Below are 22937 nucleotides of genomic sequence, written 5' to 3'. Positions count from 1 at the left end.
GGGTCACACCGACGGTTGCCCCGTTTCGAGGGGTTCGGTCGCCGTTTCGCAACTCGGAACCGTCACCCGTTCGATGTTCGCACCGAGGCCGCAGAGTTTTTTCGTGAGATTTTCGTAGCCGCGATCGAGATGGTGAAGTCCTTGCACGACAGTCTTTCCATCAGCCGCCAGACCCGCCAGTACGAGGGCTGCCGACGCTCGCAGGTCAGTCGCCACCACGGGCGCTCCCGAGAGCATAGGAACGCCGCGCACCACGGCAATATTGCCTTTAACGCGAATGTCTGCCCCCATCCGCTGTAACTCAGCGACGTGGCGCAAGCGGTTTTCAAACACCGTTTCCGTAATGACGCTGTTGCCGTTACTGAGGGTCGAGAGTGCCATAAACTGAGCCTGCATATCCGTGGGAAACCCCGGATAGGGCTGAGTTTCGATATCGGCGGCTTCGATGGGGCCGGGAACGACGCGCAAGGTGTTCGGGGAGTCCATCGCGACCTGAGTTCCCATCGCCCGCAGTTTGGCGATCGCGGCCGTGAGGTGGTCGGGAATCACCGGAGACATCGAAATTTCCGATTGGGTAATCGCCCCAGCCACGAGAAAAGTCCCCGCCTCGATGCGATCGGGAACGATGCGATAGTCCGCCGTATGCAAGCGAGGGACACCGACAATGCGAATTGTTTTCGTCCCAGCGCCTTGAATTTTCGCCCCCATAGCGCGGCAGAAGTTCGCTAAATCCACCACTTCCGGCTCTTGAGCGGCGTTGTCGAGGGTGGTTTCTCCTTCAGCTAGGGTCGCGGCCATCATCAGCGTTTCCGTAGCGCCGACACTGGGATAGTCGAGGTATATCTTCGCACCGCGAAGCCGTTTTCGTCCGCCGCGCACGCAAGCCCGAACCACGCCATGATGAATTTGTACGTCTGCACCGAGCGCTTGCAAGCCGCGCACATGGAGATCGACGGGGCGAGCGCCGATGGCACATCCTCCAGGGAGCGGCACGCGAGCGATGCCCAAACGAGCCAAAACCGGGCCGATGACAAAGAAACTCGCTCGCAGTTGGCTGACGAGTTCGTAAGGGGCTTGAGACTGTCCGATGTGAGTGGCGTCGATGTCTAAAACGTCCTCGTGGGCGTCGAGTTTCACACCGAGGGCGCGAACGATCTGGCCCATCCGCTTCACGTCGAGTAAATTGGGGACGTTGCGAAGTCGGCAGGGTTCCGGACAGAGCAAAGCCCCAGCCATCAGAACCAGGGCAGCGTTTTTCGCCCCACTTATTGTAACGTGTCCGCTCAGGGGGCTGCGACCCCGAACGTACAGGACGGATTCCATCGCTTCGGACGCCCCCGAAGTGGGGTCTGCGACGGAAGAATGGGGTCCCTTCGGATCGAGAGAAAGATTAATGGGTCTGTCCTCCAGAACGACGATCTCGTGTAAAAATCTGTAGAGTTTGGTTCCGATTCTACCGGAAACGTTGCGATTTCCTACGGAGTTTGAGGAATTTTGTCAAGCACCGTTGAATTTTTTCGGGAATTGCCGAGAATTTTCGGAAATTTGACCGTCCATGACATTCGTATTCTGCCGAAAGCCCCAGACTCCAATTTCCGTAACAGATACCGAATTCTCTGGCTCGGCGAGAGAATCCGCGTTTTTTTGACAAAAACTTACGTTCACTGGATGTAGTATGCGATGACACCCGGAAATTTCACGATTAGATTGGCATGGAGATCCGGGTTTGTCAACAAATTGCAACGGTCGATCTCGTTATTTCGACGGCTCGGCTCGCTTGAAGGGACTCGAACGATCGCCCCATTGCGATAGCAGTTCTTCGGCGACTTCGGCACTCAGCGGTGCGGCGAACCAATAGCCTTGTCCGTACTGACAGTCGAGGTTTTGTAATTTTTGTAATTGCTCAGTGTCTTCGATCCCTTCTGCGATTATGTCAATTTCTAGCCCGTGAGCGAGGTTTACAATGGTGTTGACAATTTTAGATTTTCCATTTTTGGAAGTATTTTCACTCGATGATAGACTCCGAACGAAGGAGCGATCGAGCTTTAAAATGTCGATCGGAAAACGGTGAAGGTAATTCAAAGAACAGTATCCCGTGCCGAAATCGTCGAGACAGATAACGATGTCTCGTTGTTTGACCGATCGCAGGAGATCGATCGCCCCATCGACATCGTTCATCAACGCAGTTTCGGTAATTTCCAATTTCAGAGTCGATCGATCGAGCTGCGTCTCTTCGAGAACGCGATCGAGATGGGGGAGAAACTCCGGCGTCAATTGTTTGCCCGAAACGTTGACGCTGACGTGCAGCGGGTTGGGTTGGGGAAATTTCAGTTGCCAGCGTCGCAACTGACGACAAGCCACCTGTAACACCCACAGTCCCAACGCCTGAATCGTACCCGTTTCTTCGGCAATGGGAATAAATTCCGAGGGAGAAATCGCGCCGTGTTGGGGGTGGTTCCAGCGCACCAGAGCCTCGAATCCGACGACGCGCAGCGTATCGAGGGCGACGATGGGCTGATACACTACGCGCAGTTCTCCGCGATCGATACAAGAGCGCAAATCGGTTTCGAGTTGCAGGCGTCGCACTGTTTCGCTTCGCATGGTGCGATCGAACACCACGATATGGGGTTTGTTCTCCTGTCGTTTCGCGCGATACAGTGCAATATCGGCATCTTGTAACAAATCTTGGGGTTGCTGGTAGACCTCATCGTTTCCTTGGGCGACGATCCCGATACTGGCTTGAGAAAATAACTGATGCTCGTCGATATAAAACGGGGCGTCTAACGCAGCCTGTAACTGTTCGGCCATCGCGATCGCTTCACCCGTTTCGCTGACGTTTTCCATCAACACCGTGAACTCGTCACCCCCCAACCGCGCGAACGTATCCCCAGGACGCAGGTGGTTTTCTAAACGTTGCGCGATCGCCAACAACAAGCGATCGCCGACGGCGTGACCCAAACTGTCGTTGACCGATTTAAAATTGTCCAAATCCAAAAACAACAGCGCGAAGTTATAGTTCGTGTGACGACGCGTCCGGCGCAAGCTGCGTTCGACTTGTGCGAAGAACCATCCCCGATTCCACAATCCCGTCAGAGCATCGTGAGACGCACTGTAACGAAGTCGCTGTTCCGTGCGTTTGCGCTCGCTAATATCGACGACCGACCCTTCGTAATACAACAAATTACCGTTTTTGTCCCTGACCGCCCTAACGTCTTCAGAAATCCAAATAATCGATCCGTCACGACGATACACCTCCGCCTCGAACCCCGATACCACGTTTTGGTTTTGTAACAAGCGCAGTAACTTCGCGCGACGGTTCGTATCGACGTACAGTTGGCGATCGATATGCCGCAACTCTTCAATTAACGCCTGGGGAGACGGATAGCCTAACAAGTACGCTAAGGCGGGATTCGCACTGAGATAATGTCCCTGCGGTGCGATTTGAAAAATGCCCTCGATCGCGTTTTCAAAAATGCTGCGATACTTCGCTTCCGCCTGCGCCAACGCCTCGATCGTCTGATTGCGTTCGGTGATATCGATTCCCATCCCGAAAAAGAATTCACAGCGACCAGTTTTGGGGTTGCAAACCGCGCGACTGTGCCATTCGACCCAAATTTGGCGACCGTCTTGGGTTAAAACGGGGTTTTGCGTGTGTGTTAGCGATCGCCGCTCGATGAGTTTGTCAAACACCCCAGCCACCATTTGGCGATATTGAACGGGAACGAACGTCGAAAGATAGTCGCAGCCGATAACTTCTTCCCGTCGGTATCCCAACGCCTTTAACATCGATTCGCTCATCCGTAACACCGTCCCGTCTCGAGCGATGGCGACGACAAACGAGGGATTGGCTTCGATGAGAGTTTGATTGAACGATCGCTCGAGTTCGAGAGCCGATCGCAGTACCTGACTGTACGGATTCATCTTGCGACAGTAGCGATACCAACGCCTGATGGCGGCCGCACCGAACGCCGTTCCTACCCCCAGCGCTATAATGCCGATCGTACGCAGGACGACATGGGACGATAGGGTGATGGGCTGCTGGGAAAACTCCGTTCCGTTGTAGGGATAGATCGATAGTATCCCGGCTGACGAGCGATCGCTGCCGCGCCAATCCCAAACCAGTGTCAGTCCGAGTGCTAAAGCCGCGATTCCGATGACGCTGGCGATCGCGCAGATTCCTTTTTCTCGCCCTTGTTTTTCCCCTGCCATATAGTTACGTTCGCCTAAGCGAGACGACGTTCGCGGCGATCGAGAACGACCGTTCCGCGTGTGCTGTCCCCGTCAACAATCCGGCGATCGGGGCGGCTGGGATCTGGACTCCCTCGAGACTCGACTCACAAAACGGTCGAACTTCCGTGACAACAGATTGCAGACGTTGCTAACAGTCTAGCGGAACCTGTGCCGGGGTGAAGTTTTGGAAACTATCACCACTTTTAATACCGCTTTTAAGAGCGAGTTGTGCGCGAAGCGGGTCGGGTATCCTCAGAAGACGGCGATCGCGTGGCGCGACGGAGGGATGCGATCGTCAAGATCGCCTGTTCGGCCGCGCGATCGATCTCCTCGACCGTCGTAAACCGACCGATTCCGAACCGTACCGACGCATACGCCAACGCTTCCGATCGCCCCAACGCCGCCAACACGTGAGACGGTTCGATTTTCGCCGACGTACAAGCCGATCCCGACGACACTGCCATAACAGGTTGTAATCCCAACAGCAGCGCCTGACCGTCTACCCCTTCGACGCTGACGTTCAAATTACCGGGAAGTCGCTTTTCCAAATGTCCGTTGAGAACGATCCCGTCGAGTTGCGAGAGTTTCTCCCACAATCGCCGTCGCAGTTCCGTCAACCGCTGGATTTCCTCGTCCATTTGCGACAGTCCCAACTCCACCGCCTTGGCGAACCCGACGATTTGCGGCGGATACAGCGTCCCCGATCGCATCCCTCGTTCGTGGCCGCCCCCGTGGAGTTGCGGGGCGAGTTTGACACGAGGATTGCGACGCCGCACGTACAACGCTCCAATTCCCTTCGGACCGTAAACTTTATGCGCCGTCAGCGACATCAAATCGATAGATTGCGCTTGGACATCTAAGGGAATTTTACCGATCGCTTGGGCGGCGTCGGTGTGAAACAAAATCCCGCGATCGCGACAGATTTTTCCAATCTCTGCGATCGGTTGCAACACGCCAATTTCGTTGTTCGCCGCCATCACCGACGCTAAAATCGTATCTTCTCGCAGCGCCTCCTCGAACGCAGCCAGATCGAGCAAACCGTCTGACTGCACCGGAAGCACTGTCACCTCGAATCCTAACGATTCCAAATACTGACAGGGATCGAGGACGGCGTTGTGTTCCGTCGCCACCGTGACGATATGGCGACCTTTCGTAAAATAAGCTTCTGCAACTCCTTTAATTGCCAAGTTGTTGGCTTCCGTTGCGCCGCTGGTAAACACGATCTCTTCAGGCGACGCACCGATCGCTTCGGCGATCGCCTCCCGCGCCTGTTTCACGGCGGCTTCAGCTTCCCAACCGTACTGATGGTTGATACTGGAAGGGTTGCCGAAAAATTCCGTAAAATAAGGAATCATCGCTGCCAACACCCGTTCGTCAACAGGCGTTGTTGCGTGAGCGTCGAGATAAATCGGACGTTGTCGGTGTTCGGACATGGACGATACAGTTTTGGCAAAGTGCGAGTTTCCACTCTTAAATCTATGGTAAGTTCTCAGCCGACTCCGCACAGTGGCTATCACTGGGATGGAATTAGTCCGCGTTTTTTTGAAGGGTGGTATTACCGAGTCACGCTACCCGAGGCGAACCAAACCTTCGCATTCATGTATTCGATCGAAGATCCTATCGGCGGACGCCCCAACAGTGGCGGTGGGGCGCAAATTCTCGGCCCCGACGACGACTATCTCTGTCGCACGTTTCCCGAGGTGACGACATTTTGGGCGTGGAAAAACGCCCTCGGATTGGGACATTGGGGCAAAACCGACTTAAGCGGAACGCCGATGTTTCTCGAACCTCAAATTTTCGATCGCCATGTCGAAGAGGGCTATCAGGGAACGGCGACGTGGCATCAAGGAAAACTTTACGACCCCGGCACGCGATCGCGCTGTCAGTGGCAATACCGCATCGAACCAGTGTATGGTTGGGGCGATCGCCAGTCTACCGCCGGGCTGCTGTCGTCGCTGCAAATCTTCGAACCCGGATGGCAGATCCTAATGGCGCACGGTTTAGCCACCGGCTGGATCGACTGGAACGGAACCCGCTACGAGTTCGATCGCGCCCCTGCATACGGCGAAAAAAACTGGGGGCGATCGTTTCCCCAAAGTTGGTTTTGGCTCAACTGTAACAGCTTCGACGGCGAAAGCGACCTCGCCCTCACCGCTGGCGGCGGACGGCGACAGGTGCTGACCTGGATGGAATCAGTGGCCATGGTGGGAATTCACTATCGCGGTCAGTTTTACGAATTCGTTCCTTGGAACGGAACGGTAACGTGGGACGTTTCCCCCTGGGGATCTTGGAAAATGCAAGCGAAAAGCGGCGATTTGACCGTAGAACTCCTCGGAACCACCGACGAACCCGGAACGCCGTTACGAGCGCCCACCCATCGCGGTCTAGTCTTTGCCTGTCGCGATACCATGTACGGCAAGGTGAAGTTGCGACTCACTCAACACCGTAACGGGAACGTTCGCACCATCGTCGAAGCCACCAGTTCTCAATGCGGCTTAGAAGTCGGCGGAACTTTATACAGTCGCCAGTCACCAGTCACCAGTCACCAGTGAAGACAGTTGACAGTTTCTCCCTTGCTCCCCCTCTCCCCCTCTCCCCCTCTCCCCCTCTCCCCTTCTCCCCCTCTCCCTTTCTCCGGCTCCAACATGGGATGATAGGAGAGGGATTGACGTTTTCAGGAAGAATGGAACAGCAAAATTTTAAAGTGTTCGATCGCGATCTCGACGACCGCACCCTCGATCGCTACCTCGATGCGTCTGAGTTGGCGATCGATACTGAAACGATGGGATTGCTTCCCCAGCGCGATCGCTTGTGTCTCGTACAACTCTGCGATCCGAGTGGGTTTGTCAGCGCCGTTCGCATCCAACGGGGACAAACGGACGCCCCGAACCTCAAACGCCTGTTGGAAACCGACTCGAGCCTCAAAATCTTTCATTACGCGCGGTTCGATGTTGCAACGCTCGACTATCATTTGGGAATCGTCACGAAACCGCTGTTCTGCACGAAAATCGCCAGCAAACTCGCTCGTACCTATACCTCGTCTCACGGCTTAAAAGCCCTGGTGGGGGAACTTGAAGGCGTCGAACTCGATAAAAAAGCCCAAAGTTCTGACTGGGGAAACGCCGCCAACCTCTCAGAAGAACAGTTGAGTTACGCGGCGAACGACGTGCGTTATCTCATCGGACTCAAAGCGAAACTCGCAACGATGTTGAAACGGGAAGATCGCTGGGAACTCGCCCAACGCTGTTTTGATTGCATTCCCGTCTTTACCGCGTTGGATTTGATGCAATATCAAAATATTTTCGAGCATTGATGGGGAACGGGGAAACGATCGACTGTCAACTGTCAACTGTCTTCGCGATTCACAGAAAAAAGGGAAAATAGGTAAGAAAAATGAAACGGGTCGTTTCGGGAATGGTAGCGATCGCCCTTGCTTTGGGAACTTCGGCGGGAGTCGCGAGATCGAACGAAGCCCCCGACGTGCCAACTGCTGCGAACCAAGCGCTCGTTGAAGGCTTGCAACGCTACCGCGATGGAACTGCCCGAGCCTATCGCGAGGCGATCGCGAAATGGCGCGAAGCGGTCGAACTGTTCGAGCGATCGAACAACGAGACGATGGCAGCCAACGTTTTGACGAACATCGCCACAGCACAACTGCAACTGGGCGATCTCGACGACGCTCTCGAGAGTTACCAAACGGCGTTACCCCTCCTCGAAGCCGCAGGCGATCCCCACGCCGTCGCGCAAACCCTGACTCAACTGGCGGAGGTGCGATCGCTGCGGGGCGAATATCAAACGGCTCTCGATACCTACCGTCGCGCCCTTCCCCTGTGGGAAGAGACGGGCTATCAAACGGGAACGGCCGAAACCTTCAACGATCTCGGCTACGTTTACCGCGAGTTAGGCGATCCCCAAAATGCGATCGCCCTCTATACCGACGCCCTCGCCCTCGTCGAAACGCTGGGGAATTCCGCTAACATCGCCGCCACGCTCAACAATCTCGGGGGAGCGTATTTAGACGCCAACGAGTTCGATCGCGCCTTGGAATTTTACACCCGCGCTCTCGAGACTTGGAAAGCGATCGACGATCGCGCAGGAGCTGCCAGCACTTTCAACAATCTCGGCTATCTCCACAGCCGACAAAACGATATCGAACAAGCTCTGCGTGCGTTCGCCCAAGCCGTCGATATTTGGGGCGAAATCCACAACAGTCGCGCTGAAGCTAGCACGCTCAACAACATCGGCGATGTCTATTTTCAAGTCGGAAATCTCGACACCGCCCTCGATTTCTACACTCGTGCGTTACCCTTGCGCGAAGATACCGGCGATCGCCCTGGAATCGCCCGCACCCGTTACGGTATCGCCCGCGTTTACCGCCAACGGGGAAATCTCGAACTCGCCCGCACGGAAATCGAACTCGCCCTCGACATCGTTGAAGACTTGCGTACCCATGTTGTGGACGAAACCCTCCGCGCCACCTTTTTCGCCACACAGCAAGATTATTACGAGTTTTACATCGATCTGCTCATGCAGATGCACCGCCGATCCCCCGAAGCTGGATTCGACGCGATCGCCTTTCACGCGAAAGAACGCGCCAGCGCGCGATCGCTCTTGGATCTCCTCAACTCTTCCGGTGGCGACATCGAACAGGGTATCGATCCCGAATTGCGCGATCGCCTCGAAGAAGCTCAAGCTCAGCTTCACCTTCTCGAACGCCAGCGCGTTGAAGTCTTCAGTCGCGAACATACCGACACCGAAGCCGCCGAACTCGATGCGGTGTTTGAAGCAGCGATCGCCGAAATTCGTGACGTACAGGCAAGAATTCGCGCTGCGAATCCCCGGTATGCCGACCTCACGCAACCGCAACCCGTCACGCTCGGCGACGTACAAAACAAACTCCTCGACACCGACACCACGTTACTGATTTACGCCCTCGGCAACGAGCGCAGTTACCTGTGGAGCGTTACCCCGAACGACTTTCACAGTTACGAGCTTCCCCCGCGCGCCGATATCGAAGCCGCCGCCAACTGGTTTCTCGAAACGATTTACGTTCCCCGCTACCGAAACCGCCCTCAAGTTGTCGCCGAGGCCGCCGCACAGCTGAGTCGAGCGATTTTACCACCCCAGAGCGATCGCCTGGCTTCGACGCGATTGGCGATCGTCGGTGACGGCGTGTTGCAATACGTTCCGTTTGCCGCTCTGACTCGGGGCGACAACCGACTGCTCTTACAAGATTTCGAGATCGTCCACTTGCCCTCGGCGTCTACCCTCGCCGCTCTCCGCCGCAATCGAAAAATTCACCGTCCTCCCTCGAAAACCCTGGCCGTGTTCGCCGATCCGATCTTCTCTCCCGACGACGAACGCCTTCCCAACACGATCTCCGCTGTCGAGTTACCACCAGAATTGGATCGATCGGCGCGTCAGTCAGAAGTTCGCTTCAACCGATTGTCTTTCACGGGAGAAGAAGCCGAGCGTATTTCTCGCTGGGTTCCCGAGTCGATGCGTTTACAAGCGTTGGGGTTCGAGGCCAACCGCCAAGTTATGATGACGACACCTCTCGACGACTATCGCATCGTTCACTTCGCCACTCACGGTTTAGCCAATAGCGTGACGCCCGAACTTTCGGGTTTGGTATTGTCGCTGATCGACCGCAACGGCCGGCCGCAAAACGGCTTTTTACGGCTGTACGATATCTTCAATCTGGACTTGTATGCCGAACTGGTGGTGTTGAGTGCTTGTAATACGGGGCGAGGTCGAGAAATTCGCGGCGAGGGCATCGTGGGCTTGACAAGAGGCTTTATGTATGCTGGAAGCGATCGCGTCCTCATGAGTTTTTGGGCGGTAGACGATGCGGGAACGGCGGAGTTAATGGAACAGTTTTACCGTCAGATGTTGCAAAACCAGCGTTCTCCAGCGGCGGCGTTACGAGAGGCACAATTAGACCTGATGCGATCGCCACGTTGGAACTCCCCCTATTACTGGTCGGCATTTGCCGTACAAGGCGACTGGAATTGAGTGAGTTGACAATCTTTTCCCTGTCCCCTTCTTCCCCGTTCCCCGTTCCCCGTTCCCCGTTCCCCATTCCCCATTCCCCGTTCCCCGTTCCCTCATCCCTTGTGCAATGGATCGTTTTTGGGTAAATTTGCTAGTCTAGCTTAAATAGCTTTGGGAACGGTAAAGAACAGTGGATATTGTAATTGGGCGGGGCAAAACGGCTCGCCGAGCTTACGGAATTGACGAAATCGCGTTAGTACCGGGTCAGCGTACCGTCGACCCCGACCTCGCCGATACCACCTGGACGATCGGTGGCATCGAGCGAGAAATCCCCATCATCGCCAGTGCGATGGACGGGGTAGTCGATGTCAGTATGGCGGCATTGCTCTCGGAAATGGGAGCGTTAGGCGTCCTGAACCTCGAAGGGATTCAAACGCGGTACGACGACCCCAATCCGATACTCGATCGCATTGCATCGGTAGACAAGCACGAATTCGTGCCGCTAATGCAAGAGTTGTACAGCAAGCCGATCCGACCGGAACTCATTGAAAAACGCATTCACGAAATTAAAAAACGAGGTGGAATCGCCGCAGTCAGCGCGACGCCAGCCGGTGCGGTGAAATTCGGCGAAGCGGTAGCCGGGGCCGGGGCGGACCTGTTCTTCGTACAAGCGACTGTCGTATCGACCTCGCACCTCTCCCCCGCATCCGTCACGCCGCTCGACTTGGCAGGATTTTGTAAAGAAATGCCCATGCCCGTGGTTCTGGGAAACTGCGTCACTTACGAAGTCGCCCTCGAACTCATGAAAGCGGGTGCAGCAGCGGTCATGGTGGGGATCGGTCCGGGTGCGGCTTGTACCTCGCGCGGCGTTCTCGGTATCGGCATTCCTCAAGCTACTGCCGTCGCCGACTGTGCGGCCGCTCGCGACGACTATTTCCGCGAAACTGGAAACTATGTCTCTGTCATTGCCGACGGAGGGTTAGTCACGGGGGGCGATATTTGTAAATGTATCGCTTGCGGTGCAGACGGCGTGATGATCGGATCGCCGATCGCCCGTGCCAAAGAAGCTCCCGGTCGCGGTTTCCACTGGGGGATGGCGACCCCGAGTCCGGTTCTCCCTCGCGGAACGCGCATTCGCGTCGGTAGTACGGGAACCCTCGAGCAAATTTTGCGCGGTCCGGCGCAACTCGACGACGGAACCCACAATTTCCTGGGCGCGTTGAAAACGAGCATGGGAACCCTCGGCGCGAAGAACCTCAAGGAAATGCAGCAGGTAGAAGTGGCGATCGCTCCGTCCCTGTTGACTGAAGGGAAGGTGTATCAGAAAGCCCAGCAACTCGGTATGGGCAAGTAACAGCGAACCGTCACCCGTGACGGAGATGAGGAAGTGAGGTGGTGAGGTGATGAGGAGGTGAGGTGATTTCACATCGTCCGGTCATCCGGTCGTCTCCCCCTCTCACTTTTCCTCCCCTCTTCCCGGTCTTCCTTGTCGCCCCAGAAGGGTCTTGTTAAAAAATTTCCAGGTTGTGGCGTATCTGGGAGAGTTATTTATTAAAATGATAGATAGCGGAGACGCATGTTTCCGTTCACTCCTCACACCACACTCCGCCCGGGCAGATCGTTCGGGTGGTTTCTTTTTTAGAAAAACGCTACAAATATATACATTTTTAGCATTCAGAGCGCCGTTTCCCCAAGAGAGCGCTATGGTAAAATGTTAGATAGCACGATACTTGTGAAACTCGTTGCGACCGAGGCTCGAGAGCGCTATACAGCTTGAGAAGTCGTCAGGTCGGAAACGATATCGCCAAAGCTAGATCGAGTTCGACTGCTCGTTTTCACTCTGTCGAACCCCTCACGCTTCTTGAGTTTGCCCGAAATCGGGTCAGGTCGATCTGCACCGCTGTCAGTCAGCCGATCGCTCGTGCGATGTCAGAAGTAGCTTCTGGCACGCGCCGCGCACCGCATCTTGCAAGGCAGTGGCAGAGGGAATGTTAAACTCAAGACTGAACAAACGATCGATATAAGGATTTCGAGGTATGTCATCAGCCGTAGAAGTTTCAGATGCAAGCTTTAAAGAAGATGTCTTAGAAAGCGACCTGCCGGTTCTGGTAGATTTTTGGGCCCCTTGGTGCGGTCCTTGTCGCATGGTCGGCCCCGTGGTAGACGAAATCGCTCAGCAATACGAAGGAAAAGTCAAGGTCGTGAAACTCAACACTGACGACAATCCTGAAGTAGCGAGCAAATATGGAATTCGCAGTATCCCGACGCTGATGATCTTCAAAAACGGTCAAAGAGTCGATATGGTGGTTGGAGCGGTTCCCAAAACCACGCTGGCTAACACGCTTGAGAAATATCTCTAAACCGATCGCGCGATCGCGCTGCGATCGATACGATTCCCGAACGACGCTGGGGTGTAAGCTGTAACTCGTTGCAGTTCCTCCAGCGTTAGTTTGTGGGGGGGGGCGCGCTTCGACGCGAACGCTGGCTTCCAACAAAACGATAGATAAAGATAACTGTAACACTGACGCGATCGTCATCTCGAGAGAAAGGCGCGATCGCGAGGCGTCGAGTACTGGGCAATTTTTTCAAATTCTCGCGCACTCGGTAAAATAAGATACTGCGCTTCAAATACAGTTTATGGCAACACCACCTAACTCTTTCGAGACTTTGTCTGTCGAAATTTCCGATTTGATCGAGAAGCTGCCGACCCTCGAACATTGGCAGTGGATCGGTCGCTCTCTCTCGACTCTAGCGCAAATTGCAACCAAGGATACCGATCGCCTCGACTGGAAAATTTTGAGTCACTCGCTGCAAGATATGGAGCGAGGTTTGGAGATCTTTTCGACCTATCGCCACGTTCGTAAAGTCTCCATTTTCGGGTCTTCGCGCACGCCGTACGACGCCCCGGAATACTGTATCGCGCGAGAATTCGCTCGCCGTCTCGTCGAGTACGGCTTTATGGTCATTACCGGGGCTGGCGGTGGCATCATGGAAGCGGGAAACGAAGGTGCTGGAGCTGAAAAATCCTTCGGATTGAACATTCAACTTCCCTTCGAGCAAGAGTCGAATCCTTACATTAGCGGCGACGCCAAACTGATCGATTTCAAATACTTCTTCACCCGCAAGCTGTTTTTCCTCAAAGAAAGCGACGCGATCGCCCTTTTTCCCGGCGGCTTCGGCACGATGGACGAAGCGTTTGAAACGATTACGCTCAGTCAAACAGGGAAATACGGCCCGGCTCCCCTCGTCTTGATCGATCGACCCGGAGGCGATTACTGGTACGGTTGGCAGGAGTACCTCAAAAACTGCTTGCTGAAAAACGGCACGATTTCCGAAGAAGATTTGAGCTTGTACACGATCGCCGACGATGTCGAAGATGCTTGTAACGCCATTCGCCGATTTTATCGGGTATATCACTCGAGTCGTTACGTCAACGAACTGTTTGTCATTCGTTTGAAATGTCCCTTGTCTGACGAAACAGTTCGACAACTCAACGAAGAATTCAGCGATATTCTCGTCACGGGACGCATTGAAAAATCTCAAGCTCTACCGAAAGAAATCGGCGACGCAACCGAACCTCTCCCTCGGCTCGTCATGCACTTCAATCAGAAAAATTTCGGCCGCTTGCATCAAATGATTTGGCGTTTGAACGACTTAGGCTGTCAAGCTGCTAAGGAAGAACATCCCGAACAGAAATAAGCGATCGCTCCTCGAGGATGTATTTCGGAAACCCCAGTGTTGTCGCGATGCTGGGGTTCTGACGTGGGATCGGACTTCTCAAGTTGCGATCGATGGGAATTCCGAGGGCGATCGCGTGTCGTTTGACCGATCGTCATAGTCAAGCCGTAACCGGTTCGTTGCAATTGCTAGAATCGAGACAGAGTCGCTCGATCGGATACCATGTCAGTCCCCACACTTCCTCGAATTTGGCAGTACAGTTCTATCGCGTTGACGCCGATCGCCATCGGTCTCGCGGCCTTGGGGTTTAGTGCGCCTGTCGAAGCGGGAAACCCGAAACTCCCCACCGCAGACGCCGTCGAAGTGGCGCAGTATTACGTCGAAGACGTCATGTGGGAACTACGACAGTCCGGGCAACGCTGGATCGAGATCGACCTCAGCGGCCAACGCCTTATCGCTTGGGAAGGCGATACTCCCGTTTACGCCGTGTACGTTTCGACGGGGACTGACGCGACCCCCACGCCAACCGGGGTCTTTGAGATTTACGTGAAATACGAATCCGCCCGGATGCAAGGGGCTGACTACGACGTTCCCGACGTGCCGTATACCATGTACTACGACGGCAATTACGCCATTCACGGCGCGTACTGGCACGATTCCTTTGGCGTTCCCGTCAGCCACGGTTGCACCAACGTCGCGGTCGATCATGCTGAATGGTTGTATTATTGGGCGTCTGTGGGAACGCCCGTCGCCGTTCACTATTAGGTCTATCAAGATCCGTCGCAGTACTCCGCCTATACCGCGAAGCGGTTAGGGGGTGGTGAAGCGGCGGTGAGTTGAGGTGCGTCCCCTGAACAATGCGATAGCGAGAGAAGGGGATAGCGCCGAAACGAGCCATCAAATATAATTGATAAGGTGGTAACACGCTGAAAACATACGGATAGCTCATCCAGTAGGCAGCCCAGAAGTAACGGTTAAGACACTGGCAACACGGACATCTCACGGTGGCGAACTCGGTTCGCCACCCGTGTCCTCCTGTATAGAGCATAAAGCCCAAAACCAAAAATCAGATCCGTCCGGCTTGGGGGCACCAAGTGGACGTAAAACAAAAAGCCTGTGGAATCGTTCTGGCGGGGACTTGAAGTTATCTGAGTTCAAGTCTAGTCAAGAGGTTGAGAAGCAGGAAATCCTTGGTGTGAACCCGGGAATCTCCCTGCATACCCGATAGGGTTGCTGGGAGAGGATGTCAATCCCGCCGAGAAGCTAATCGCTGAGAATTTGTAGCCGAACGGTGTTTTCACCGCTTTCATCGAGAGGAACTTCGATAACTTGTCCGGTGATGCGTTCGATGCAGGTGACGAGCGATCGCAGGTGAGGCGTACTCGCCCCCGTATCGACGTACAAGCGATCGGCGCGATCGGACAGTCGTTTCCAAGTCGCGTACAGTTTCGTTACCGTCTGTTCGAGTTGGGCGGCTTGTTTGACCAAATCAGAGGCCACGTTCAAACAGCCAACGCGCAGAGCTTCTTCGAGTGCCATTTCCAAGTCTAAGGACGACTCTCGCAGGGTTTGGACTTGGGCGGCGGCGTCAATGTATTTAGAGAGGTTTCGGGCGTCGCTGGTCAGTTGTTTGATGCTATCGACGTCGGGATTTTCCGAAACTTCTCGTTGGATTTCTTGTTGGTAGTTTTCGGGGAGTTTTTCGAGTTCTCGGACTAACGGGGCGACGTGACGGGCGGGAAGCGATCGATCGGCGGCTTTTTCGCGCACTTCCTCGGGTAAGAGTTCTGAGGTCATGGCCGTCCATTCGTCGGAGAGTTGTTTGACTTCCCGTCGGGTGATGCGATCGCCGTCTTGGGCGGCGCTGGCCACGAGTTGCTGGACTTCGACAGGGGAGTGGGCGGTTTCGACAAAGGCGCGTTTGCTGAAGTTGTTGATGGCGTCGGGGTTGAGTTTTCCTTCTTCGAGGAGGGTATCGGCGCTGTTGGCCAGTTCGATGAGCGAGTAGGCTTGACTTTTGCTGATGTCGCGATCGCGCAACCATTTCAGAAAGCCTTTTCCGCGCCCTTCTCCGCCAATTTTTTCCCGATCGCGCACGGCTCTGAGGATGCGTCCGCGCCAAATATCGGTTTGTAAGTCGAAGCGATCGCAAACTAACCACGCGCGATCGACTTGCTGTAAGAACTCGAACTCGGGAAGTGCTTCGTCCTCCGGGTTCGGGAGGTCGAAATCCAACTCTGGCGGATTTTGCAGGGCTTCGACAATTTCGTTTTGCAATTCTGACGATTGCACCATAGCGGCGATCTCCGAAACAGCGGACGAATCCCTATGATACGGGTTTCGGGGGAAGTCGGACACGGGCGATCGCACTTTGACCGGGTATCGTTGCGCTGAGTTCGGACGTCTCGAGGGGCGATGCTCGACTGGCAATGTCAAGAAATGCGATCGATCTGACATTCACGTCGGCGCGATCGACCGCCCTTGTTGAAAAACTTAGGAATTCGTCAACTTCTGTTACGAGCGCCACGGTTGACAGAATCCCGACAGGGTTCGATCGGTTATCCCGTCAGGATTTCAAAAAAATTGGATCGATAATAATACTTGAGATCGCATCGGTTCTATTTCGGTGGCGATCGCCGTCGCGATCGATTTTCGGCGATCTCAACTTGTCGCGAGAGGACTTTTCTAAATGTTGCAAAGGACTAACGAATTCAAATAATTATTGCAAACTCGCGCAAATGGTCGGGTTTCTCTTTATCCTAAAGCTAGAGGAAATTATCTAATTCATTTTCAAAAATATAGAGACAAAGGGGGAACCATGAATTTCATCAAACCCGTCAAACAAGCCGCACAATACGTCTCTGAAGCCTTCTTACGAATTTTCGGTCCGACCGACGATTCCTATCCCAACGTCGGCGTTCAACCCTTTGAAGGTCGTCCGAACAAAAAATCAGCCTAGATTGTCATCGCACTTTACGACATAACAATTGGCAAGTGTTGTCAGAGATCTCGTTGTCTCTCTACTCTTGTAGTCGTTTTGTGTCACGTTTTCGACTTCTCTCGCTCGAGAGAGGAGTCGAATTGTCGTTTTTGAAGCGATCGACTAAGCTACTAAGTAGACCTTTTTGAGAAGTTTTCGACGGGATACAGTGCCACAGCGTCATTTCTGGATTTCCTTGCTCGTCGCGGTCGGTTTGGCAGGAACGGTAGAACCTGCCCGCGGACAAGCCCTCATTCCCCATACTCTGCAACTCGACGCCGAACAGCTCGAAGAAATTGGCGTTAGCTTAATTCAGGAAGCCGATCGGTGGGCGCGGTTCCAACAGTACGAACAAGCCCTTCCCCGTGCCGAACTCGGAACGGAACTGCTCCCCGACAACGCCCAAGCGTGGGGCATTCTCGGGCATATTTACGTCAACGTCGATCGCCTCGAGGAGGGAATCGAAGCCTTAGAAACAGCGCGATCGCTCGCTCCCGAAGACGCCACCGTTCGCTTTGCTCTGGGATTGGCGCATTTCCAAGCCCAAGAGTACGATCGCGCCATCGATGAACTGAACGCCGGACTCGACCTCCAACCCGACGTACCGGGGGCGTTGTTCGACTTAGGAAATGCCTACTATATGCGCGGGGACTTCGGCGACGCCATCGAACGCTACGAAAACGCCTTCGAGCAGAACGGCGACTTTTGGCCGGCCATCAACAACGCCGGTCTCGTGCGCTACGAAATGGGTCAAGTCGATCGCGCCTTAGACTTGTGGCGTCAGTCAGCGGACATCGCCCCCCGTCAAGCCGAACCCAAACTAGCGATGGCGGCGGCTCTCTACGCCCGAGGCGATGTCGAACGAGGTTTAGCCCTAGCAGAAGAAGCCTTGCAACTCGACGTGCGCTATGCTGAACTCGAGTTTCTCGAACTGAACTTGTGGGGAGATCGTCTGATCGACGCCGCACAACAGTTGTTGAGTACCCCTCGCGTGCAGGCGATCGTAGCACGAGTCGAAGAAACCGCACCTCCGTTTTCCATTCAACCTTAGCCACCACTGGCTCGAAGCTCGATCGAACTGCGTTTTCAGGAGAAGTTAAGGGACTTCGTGAGAGCAGAGGGGAGAGGCAAAACGTAACTCGCCGTTTCTGCTGACGTACCCGTGACGGAAGCCGAGTTCGCGGTTGGCTGTAACGGTCTCTCCCTCTCCTCGAGATTACGATTCGGGCATCAATTCGAGAATCGTATCGACGAACTCTTGGTGATCGACGACAGGTTTAGAAATATATCCATCCGCACCACTTTCGGCTAGAAACGATTCGCGATCGCCGGCCATGGCGTGAGCAGTCACTAAAATAATCGGAAGATCGGCCGTATCGGGATCGGCTTTGAGCATTTTCGTAATCTTGATCCCGTCCACTGCTTGTCCCTGATAGACGCTGTGAGATAACGAAACGTCCATTAAAATGATGTCAGCATCTCGGGATTTGGCAATTTGCATCACTTCGTCCACGTTTTCCGTATGCTTAACTGCCATCCCCCCTCGTTTCGTTAAAATCTTCGAGAAGACCCGCGCGTTAACTAAATCGTCCTCTACAATCAGAACGGTTTTCATTGTGTCACTAACCTATTGTGCGTAATCCTAAATTCGGAGGCGACTGTTCGACCTGCCCTCGATAGTACCCCGAAAATCCTATCAAAAATTGCCATAGGATTTTAGAACGTTTTGCCACCAACGCGCCGAGACCTCGATCTCGCATCGAGCTGAGAACGTTCGCATCGATCGAAAAACTTGAGAAACGACGTTCGCTCGCTCTCCCAAATTGTAACGGATCGAACTGACCGATTGCGTAAATGCGATTCATGCCGATCGCCGCACTGGGCAAGAAACCCCCATCACAGCACGAACTCACAACGTCGCGCCCCCGAGTCGTTGCGATCTTCGGGGTCGATCCCTCGAGTCCTGACTCCGAAAAGGATTTGGCGGGAACGGCATCCCGACGCTATGCTATGCGTCGTTACGCTTAAATATTAAACACGTCATTCAACCAGTCAGCGTTGGGGACGTTCGGGCCGATCGCCTCCGTTCCCACCCCCTGTCAGACACTGAGGAATCGAACTTCATGGCTAAGCAGTTAAACCTACTCTCTGGCGGACAGATCGTCTCCACCGCTTTGCACGCCGAGATGCAGCAATCGTATCTCGAATACGCCATGAGTGTGATCGTCGGACGCGCGTTACCAGATGTCCGCGACGGCTTGAAACCCGTTCACCGTCGAATCCTCTACGCCATGCACGAACTGGGGTTGACGCCCGATCGCCCCTACCGTAAATGCGCCCGCGTCGTCGGGGACGTCCTCGGGAAATATCACCCTCACGGCGACCAAGCGGTGTACGACGCTCTGGTTCGGATGGTGCAAAGCTTTTCGAGTCGCTATCCCCTCCTCGCCGGTCACGGAAACTTCGGTTCGATCGACAACGACCCGGCCGCCGCCATGCGATACACAGAAACGCGCCTGGCTCCTCTGGGAAACGAGGGTCTGTTAACTCATATCGGCGAAGCCACCGTTGACTTTACCAGCAACTTCGACAACTCCCAGCAAGAACCCGTCGTTCTCCCGGCGCAACTGCCGACCCTGCTGCTCAACGGCTCCTCGGGTATCGCCGTGGGCATGGCGACCAACATTCCACCCCACAACCTCGGCGAAATCGTCGATGGATTGGTTGCTCTGATCGATCGCCCGGATTTATCCGACGAGAAGCTCTTTCAACTCATTCCCGGCCCCGACTTTCCCACCGGCGGCGAAATTATCGGTCTCAACGGCATTAAAGATGCCTATCAAACCGGACGGGGTAGCATTACCGTGCGCGGCGTGGTGCGAGTCGAAGAAATCCAAACCGGACGCACGCGGCGATCGATGCGTACCGCCCTCATCATCACCGAGTTTCCGTTCCAAGTTAGCAAATCCAGTTGGATCGAAAAACTTGCCCACCTGGTCAACCAAGGCAAAATCGACGGCATTTCCGACATTCGCGATGAAAGCGATCGCGAGGGAATTCGCGTCGTCATAGAACTCAAACGGGAAGCCAAACCCCAAAAAGTCCTCAAACAGATCTACCGTCAAACGCCCCTGCAAACCAATTTCGGCGCGATTTTACTGGCTTTGGTGGACAACCAACCCGTCCAACTCAGTCTCAGAGACGCCCTCCAGCATTTTCTCGACTTCCGCGAACGGACTCTCGTACGTCAGTACCGCCACGAACTCGAGAAACTCGAAGCTCGCCGACATCTGCTGTCGGGATTGCTACAAGCCCTCGATCGCCTCGATGCGGTTATCGACTTGCTGCGAAACGCTCCAGACGGTACTACAGCGAAAATGGAGTTGCAAAACCGTTGCGAGTTCAGCGAAGCCCAAGCCGGGGCGATTTTGGCAATGCCCATGCGTCGCCTAACGGGGATGGAACGACAGAACTTACAGCAGGAGTTCGACGAACTGACCCAACGGGGAGAAGTGCTGCAACGGCTTCTCGGCGATCGCCACGAATTGATGAAGTCTCTCAAAAAAGACCTGCGCGCCCTCAAACGCAAGTTCGGCGACAAACGGTTGACGCGCATCGTGGACGCGGACGGAACCATTCAATCGGAAGCCCCCAAAGAGCGATCGAGCAAAACAGGCGAGAAAACCTCGACCCCCATCAGTGCTTCGATTCCCCTCGACTTGGAGCCGCAAGCCGAAGATACCGTCATCGAACTGACCCATCGCGGTTACGTGCGGCGACTTTCCACCAAAGACGCCCAGAAAGCCAACGGGAACGCCGTGGAGACGCCCCAAGTGCTGGAGAACGGCGAAGATTTCACGTTGCAGCAAGTGGCTACGCGCACCGATCGCGATCTGCTGATGTTGACCCACGACGGGAAAGCGTACGCCGCCAAAGCCGGAGAGATTGCCAAAGCCACGGGGCGCAACACCCGAGGACAGCCCCTCGTCAGCCTGTTACCGCCGTCGGCGCAAGGCGATCCCGAGGCGATCGCCACGCAGTTGGTGTTGACAGAGGAGGTCAAACGCCAGCAGTTCGTGTTGTTGACCGATCGAGGCCGCATCAAACGCTTGCCCCTCTCGGAGTTCGAGAACCTCACCGCCCGAGGGTTGACGGTGTTGAAGTTGAAAGGAGACGACCGTTTGGACTATGTGGAGTTGACGCGAGACGACAGCGACGCCGTGGTGGCCACGACGGGCGGACGGTTGTTGCGACTTCCCATCGACGACGAACAGCTTCCCGTGTTGGGACGTACCGCCCAGGGCTATCAAGCGGTTCGCTTGCGTAAAACCGAACGCATTGCGGGGTTGAGCGTGGCCTCGGAGTCGGACGAGTTGGTGTTGGTGACGCGCCAGGGACGGATCAAACGGCTTCCGGCGAACCTGTTGCGCCAGGGGCGTCGCGGTGAAATCGGGACGCAGGCGTTGCAGTTTGCGAACAAAACTGACGAGTTGATGGGGGTTTTGCGCGTCGAAACCGGGGCGGATTTGGTGGTGGTGACGAGTGGCGATCGCGTGGTGCGGTTTTCCCTCTATCGCTTCGAGGTTTCTGGAAAAGATGGAACGGGGGTACGTCCGCGAGTGTTGAAATCTAAAGAGACCGTTATCTCGATCGCCTTGTGCTTGCCTGTTGGGGGAGAATAGGGAGTAGACCTGACTGCGAGTAGCGGCGTCGAAATCGACCTGTTAGCAGCGACCGGCGACCCGTCAATCGTGGTAGATCGATAACCCATTCAACCCGTTATCGATTCTTTGCAGATTCAAGTTAGGGAAACGCGCCATGAGTGACTTTATGGATTTTTTGCGACACAAATACGCCTATGTCGCGCGAGGAGAGTTTAAACCAGGGACTTTCGACGATGCGAAAACTTTGTTCGACCGTGCGGTGGCCACGTACCATCAAGGGTTTGAAGGGGCGTATCTGTTACAAGAACCGGGAACCGATCGCGGTATCGCCGTGATTTTTTGGGACAACCAAGAAGACATGGAAGCCAATCACAACGAAACGCTCGAAGCGATTTTGAACGAAATGTCTCATCTGTTCGCCAAAGCCCCCGAAACCGCCTTTTACGAAGTCAGCAGCGAAATTCAGAAACACGAACCGGTCGAAGCCTAGGTTTGACGGGATTTCGAGTCAGAACCCCGGTTTTTTGAGTCGAACTGGGGTTCTGTGTTGGGAGGTTAACCGCGATAATCAGAGATGGTTGTCGCCCATCGTCAAAGCCATGCAGCGCATCGCCGTCGAACCCCAGCAAATTCTCGATCGCACTATTTATCTCAACGCCGCCCAAGAACATTATTTGAAACGCGTGTTGCGATCGAAAGTCGGCGATCGCTTCGTGGCGATGGACGGACGAGGACAGTGGTGGGAAGCCCAACTGGTGATGGACGAAGACGGTTCTCTATTGGGGGAGATCGATCGCCAACTCGACGTTTTGACCGAACTTCCCGTATCTGTGACGCTGTTCGCCGCTTTACCGAAAGGAAGCGGTTTCGACGAAGTGGTACGCCAAACCACCGAACTCGGCGTCAGTCGCATCGTTCCTGTTTTTAGCCAGCGAACTCTTCTCAATCCTAGTTCTAACAAACTCAAACGCTGGCGTCGCATCGCCACGGAAGCCGCCGAACAGTCCGAACGTCAAATCGTTCCCGAACTGAGCGAACCGCTCTCGTTTCGCGAGGCTGTAGCGGCGATCGGTGACGTTCCCGCGTATTTCTGTGTCGCTCGAGGAACGGTTCCTCATTTCCATGCTGCGTTACAGACGGCTTTGCAGGAAGTCAGCCTGCGAGACCTTTCAATTTTCATCGGTCCCGAGGGGGGGTGGACGACAGACGAAGTTCGACAAGCTAAAGATACGGGCTGAGAGGGTGACAACATAGCTAGACCCCCTGCCTCACAAGGGATAGAGCCTCTAGCCCTCGTTGAAAATGGAGAGATTTGTGAGGCTTCAACGCCATGAGCGCCAACATCCAATCTCTCCAGAGCAGCAGGGATTGACTCCAAGCATAACCGGATA

General features: G+C 54.7%; 20 protein-coding genes and 1 pseudogene. 13 read left to right on the top strand and 8 right to left on the bottom strand.

Features of this window, described 5'->3' with window-relative positions:
• Positions 1-3: 3 nt before the first annotated feature.
• The 3 genes from murA to GEI7105_RS0108635 form a co-directional block, all read right to left on the bottom strand.
• Complete coding sequence (murA, locus tag GEI7105_RS0108645; RefSeq protein WP_017660080.1) at positions 4-1323, bottom strand: UDP-N-acetylglucosamine 1-carboxyvinyltransferase; 1320 nt, start codon at positions 1321-1323, stop codon at positions 4-6.
• A gap of 432 nt (positions 1324-1755) precedes the next feature.
• Positions 1756-4209 carry a sensor domain-containing protein gene (locus tag GEI7105_RS29715; RefSeq protein ID WP_017660079.1) on the bottom strand — a complete coding sequence of 818 codons (2454 nt, stop codon included), beginning with the start codon at positions 4207-4209 and terminating at the stop codon, positions 1756-1758.
• A gap of 236 nt (positions 4210-4445) precedes the next feature.
• On the bottom strand, positions 4446-5663 hold the full coding sequence (locus GEI7105_RS0108635; protein ID WP_017660078.1) for an IscS subfamily cysteine desulfurase: 1218 nt from the start codon (positions 5661-5663) through the stop codon (positions 4446-4448).
• Positions 5664-5708: 45 nt separating this feature from the next.
• On the opposite strand from GEI7105_RS0108635, the gene GEI7105_RS0108630 reads away from it, so the two are divergent.
• The 6 genes from GEI7105_RS0108630 (at position 5709) to GEI7105_RS0108605 (ending at position 13923) form a co-directional block, all read left to right on the top strand.
• Complete coding sequence (locus tag GEI7105_RS0108630; protein WP_026097521.1) at positions 5709-6782, top strand: tocopherol cyclase family protein; 1074 nt, start codon at positions 5709-5711, stop codon at positions 6780-6782.
• A 131-nt stretch (positions 6783-6913) separates the two neighbouring features.
• The gene (locus GEI7105_RS0108625) at positions 6914-7543 is read left to right on the top strand and encodes a ribonuclease D (protein ID WP_017660076.1); all 630 of its coding nucleotides are present in this window, start codon (positions 6914-6916) and stop codon (positions 7541-7543) included.
• An 80-nt stretch (positions 7544-7623) separates the two neighbouring features.
• A complete protein-coding gene (locus GEI7105_RS0108620; RefSeq protein WP_017660075.1) occupies positions 7624-10245 on the top strand; it encodes a CHAT domain-containing tetratricopeptide repeat protein in 2622 nt (873 codons plus the stop codon).
• A gap of 169 nt (positions 10246-10414) precedes the next feature.
• Positions 10415-11578, top strand: coding sequence for a GuaB3 family IMP dehydrogenase-related protein (locus tag GEI7105_RS0108615; protein WP_017660074.1), 1164 nt, complete (start codon positions 10415-10417; stop codon positions 11576-11578).
• A 682-nt stretch (positions 11579-12260) separates the two neighbouring features.
• Positions 12261-12584 carry a thioredoxin gene (trxA, locus tag GEI7105_RS0108610; RefSeq protein WP_017660073.1) on the top strand — a complete coding sequence of 108 codons (324 nt, stop codon included), beginning with the start codon at positions 12261-12263 and terminating at the stop codon, positions 12582-12584.
• 277 nt (positions 12585-12861) lie between these two features.
• Positions 12862-13923, top strand: coding sequence for an LOG family protein (locus GEI7105_RS0108605; RefSeq protein WP_017660072.1), 1062 nt, complete (start codon positions 12862-12864; stop codon positions 13921-13923).
• Here GEI7105_RS0108605 and GEI7105_RS36965 read toward each other — a convergent pair.
• Entirely contained in the window at positions 13887-14087 is a 201-nt protein-coding gene (locus GEI7105_RS36965) for a hypothetical protein (protein WP_144053723.1), read from the bottom strand. The genes GEI7105_RS0108605 and GEI7105_RS36965 overlap by 37 nt on opposite strands.
• Positions 14088-14124: 37 nt before the next feature.
• Between GEI7105_RS36965 and GEI7105_RS0108600 the strand changes: the two genes are divergently transcribed.
• Entirely contained in the window at positions 14125-14667 is a 543-nt protein-coding gene (locus GEI7105_RS0108600; protein ID WP_017660071.1) for a L,D-transpeptidase, read from the top strand.
• A gap of 498 nt (positions 14668-15165) precedes the next feature.
• Here the strand turns inward: GEI7105_RS0108600 and GEI7105_RS0108595 are convergent, their stop codons facing one another.
• The gene (locus GEI7105_RS0108595; protein ID WP_017660070.1) at positions 15166-16197 is read right to left on the bottom strand and encodes a hypothetical protein; all 1032 of its coding nucleotides are present in this window, start codon (positions 16195-16197) and stop codon (positions 15166-15168) included.
• Between the two features lie 31 nt (positions 16198-16228).
• Positions 16229-16429, bottom strand: coding sequence for a hypothetical protein (locus GEI7105_RS36960; protein WP_144053722.1), 201 nt, complete (start codon positions 16427-16429; stop codon positions 16229-16231).
• A gap of 291 nt (positions 16430-16720) precedes the next feature.
• On the opposite strand from GEI7105_RS36960, the gene GEI7105_RS29710 reads away from it, so the two are divergent.
• Both GEI7105_RS29710 and GEI7105_RS0108580 read left to right on the top strand, forming a co-directional pair.
• Complete coding sequence (locus GEI7105_RS29710; RefSeq protein ID WP_017660068.1) at positions 16721-16861, top strand: hypothetical protein; 141 nt, start codon at positions 16721-16723, stop codon at positions 16859-16861.
• A gap of 190 nt (positions 16862-17051) precedes the next feature.
• The gene (locus tag GEI7105_RS0108580) at positions 17052-17933 is read left to right on the top strand and encodes a tetratricopeptide repeat protein (protein ID WP_035492864.1); all 882 of its coding nucleotides are present in this window, start codon (positions 17052-17054) and stop codon (positions 17931-17933) included.
• Between the two features lie 165 nt (positions 17934-18098).
• Here the strand turns inward: GEI7105_RS0108580 and GEI7105_RS0108575 are convergent, their stop codons facing one another.
• Positions 18099-18497, bottom strand: a complete 399-nt coding sequence (locus GEI7105_RS0108575) for a response regulator (protein WP_017660066.1) — start codon at positions 18495-18497, stop codon at positions 18099-18101.
• Between the two features lie 248 nt (positions 18498-18745).
• Here GEI7105_RS0108575 and GEI7105_RS38350 point away from each other — a divergent pair, with 248 nt between their 5' ends.
• The 4 genes from GEI7105_RS38350 (at position 18746) to GEI7105_RS29705 (ending at position 22784) form a co-directional block, all read left to right on the top strand.
• Positions 18746-18910 (top strand): hypothetical protein, encoded by a 165-nt coding sequence (locus GEI7105_RS38350; RefSeq protein WP_017660064.1) that lies wholly within the window; start codon positions 18746-18748, stop codon positions 18908-18910.
• A gap of 95 nt (positions 18911-19005) precedes the next feature.
• Entirely contained in the window at positions 19006-21564 is a 2559-nt protein-coding gene (locus tag GEI7105_RS0108560) for a DNA gyrase/topoisomerase IV subunit A (protein ID WP_035492477.1), read from the top strand.
• A 136-nt stretch (positions 21565-21700) separates the two neighbouring features.
• Positions 21701-22036, top strand: a complete 336-nt coding sequence (locus GEI7105_RS0108555; protein WP_026097519.1) for a hypothetical protein — start codon at positions 21701-21703, stop codon at positions 22034-22036.
• Between the two features lie 88 nt (positions 22037-22124).
• On the top strand, positions 22125-22784 hold the full coding sequence (locus tag GEI7105_RS29705; protein WP_245555390.1) for an RsmE family RNA methyltransferase: 660 nt from the start codon (positions 22125-22127) through the stop codon (positions 22782-22784).
• 16 nt (positions 22785-22800) lie between these two features.
• On the opposite strand, the pseudogene GEI7105_RS39000 reads toward GEI7105_RS29705, so the two are convergent.
• Positions 22801-22937 (bottom strand): annotated as a pseudogene (locus GEI7105_RS39000) (IS4 family transposase); the annotation flags it as partial.

The sequence above is a fragment of the Baaleninema simplex PCC 7105 genome, from assembly GCF_000332355.1.
In the GTDB taxonomy this organism is placed as follows: domain Bacteria; phylum Cyanobacteriota; class Cyanobacteriia; order Cyanobacteriales; family Geitlerinemataceae; genus Baaleninema; species Baaleninema simplex.
Note: the sequence above shows the minus strand (reverse complement) of the source record. Positions and strands in the feature narration are given on the sequence as shown.

Coding starts and splice junctions, on each gene's coding strand:
- murA (WP_017660080.1), bottom strand. CDS start 1,323: ATGGAATCCGTCCTGTACGTTCGGGGTCGCAGCCCCCTGAGCGGACAC.
- GEI7105_RS29715 (WP_017660079.1), bottom strand. CDS start 4,209: ATGGCAGGGGAAAAACAAGGGCGAGAAAAAGGAATCTGCGCGATCGCC.
- GEI7105_RS0108635 (WP_017660078.1), bottom strand. CDS start 5,663: ATGTCCGAACACCGACAACGTCCGATTTATCTCGACGCTCACGCAACA.
- GEI7105_RS0108630 (WP_026097521.1), top strand. CDS start 5,709: ATGGTAAGTTCTCAGCCGACTCCGCACAGTGGCTATCACTGGGATGGA.
- GEI7105_RS0108625 (WP_017660076.1), top strand. CDS start 6,914: ATGGAACAGCAAAATTTTAAAGTGTTCGATCGCGATCTCGACGACCGC.
- GEI7105_RS0108620 (WP_017660075.1), top strand. CDS start 7,624: ATGAAACGGGTCGTTTCGGGAATGGTAGCGATCGCCCTTGCTTTGGGA.
- trxA (WP_017660073.1), top strand. CDS start 12,261: ATGTCATCAGCCGTAGAAGTTTCAGATGCAAGCTTTAAAGAAGATGTC.
- GEI7105_RS0108605 (WP_017660072.1), top strand. CDS start 12,862: ATGGCAACACCACCTAACTCTTTCGAGACTTTGTCTGTCGAAATTTCC.
- GEI7105_RS0108600 (WP_017660071.1), top strand. CDS start 14,125: ATGTCAGTCCCCACACTTCCTCGAATTTGGCAGTACAGTTCTATCGCG.
- GEI7105_RS0108595 (WP_017660070.1), bottom strand. CDS start 16,197: ATGGTGCAATCGTCAGAATTGCAAAACGAAATTGTCGAAGCCCTGCAA.
- GEI7105_RS29710 (WP_017660068.1), top strand. CDS start 16,721: ATGAATTTCATCAAACCCGTCAAACAAGCCGCACAATACGTCTCTGAA.
- GEI7105_RS0108575 (WP_017660066.1), bottom strand. CDS start 18,497: ATGAAAACCGTTCTGATTGTAGAGGACGATTTAGTTAACGCGCGGGTC.
- GEI7105_RS38350 (WP_017660064.1), top strand. CDS start 18,746: ATGCCGATCGCCGCACTGGGCAAGAAACCCCCATCACAGCACGAACTC.
- GEI7105_RS0108560 (WP_035492477.1), top strand. CDS start 19,006: ATGGCTAAGCAGTTAAACCTACTCTCTGGCGGACAGATCGTCTCCACC.
- GEI7105_RS0108555 (WP_026097519.1), top strand. CDS start 21,701: ATGAGTGACTTTATGGATTTTTTGCGACACAAATACGCCTATGTCGCG.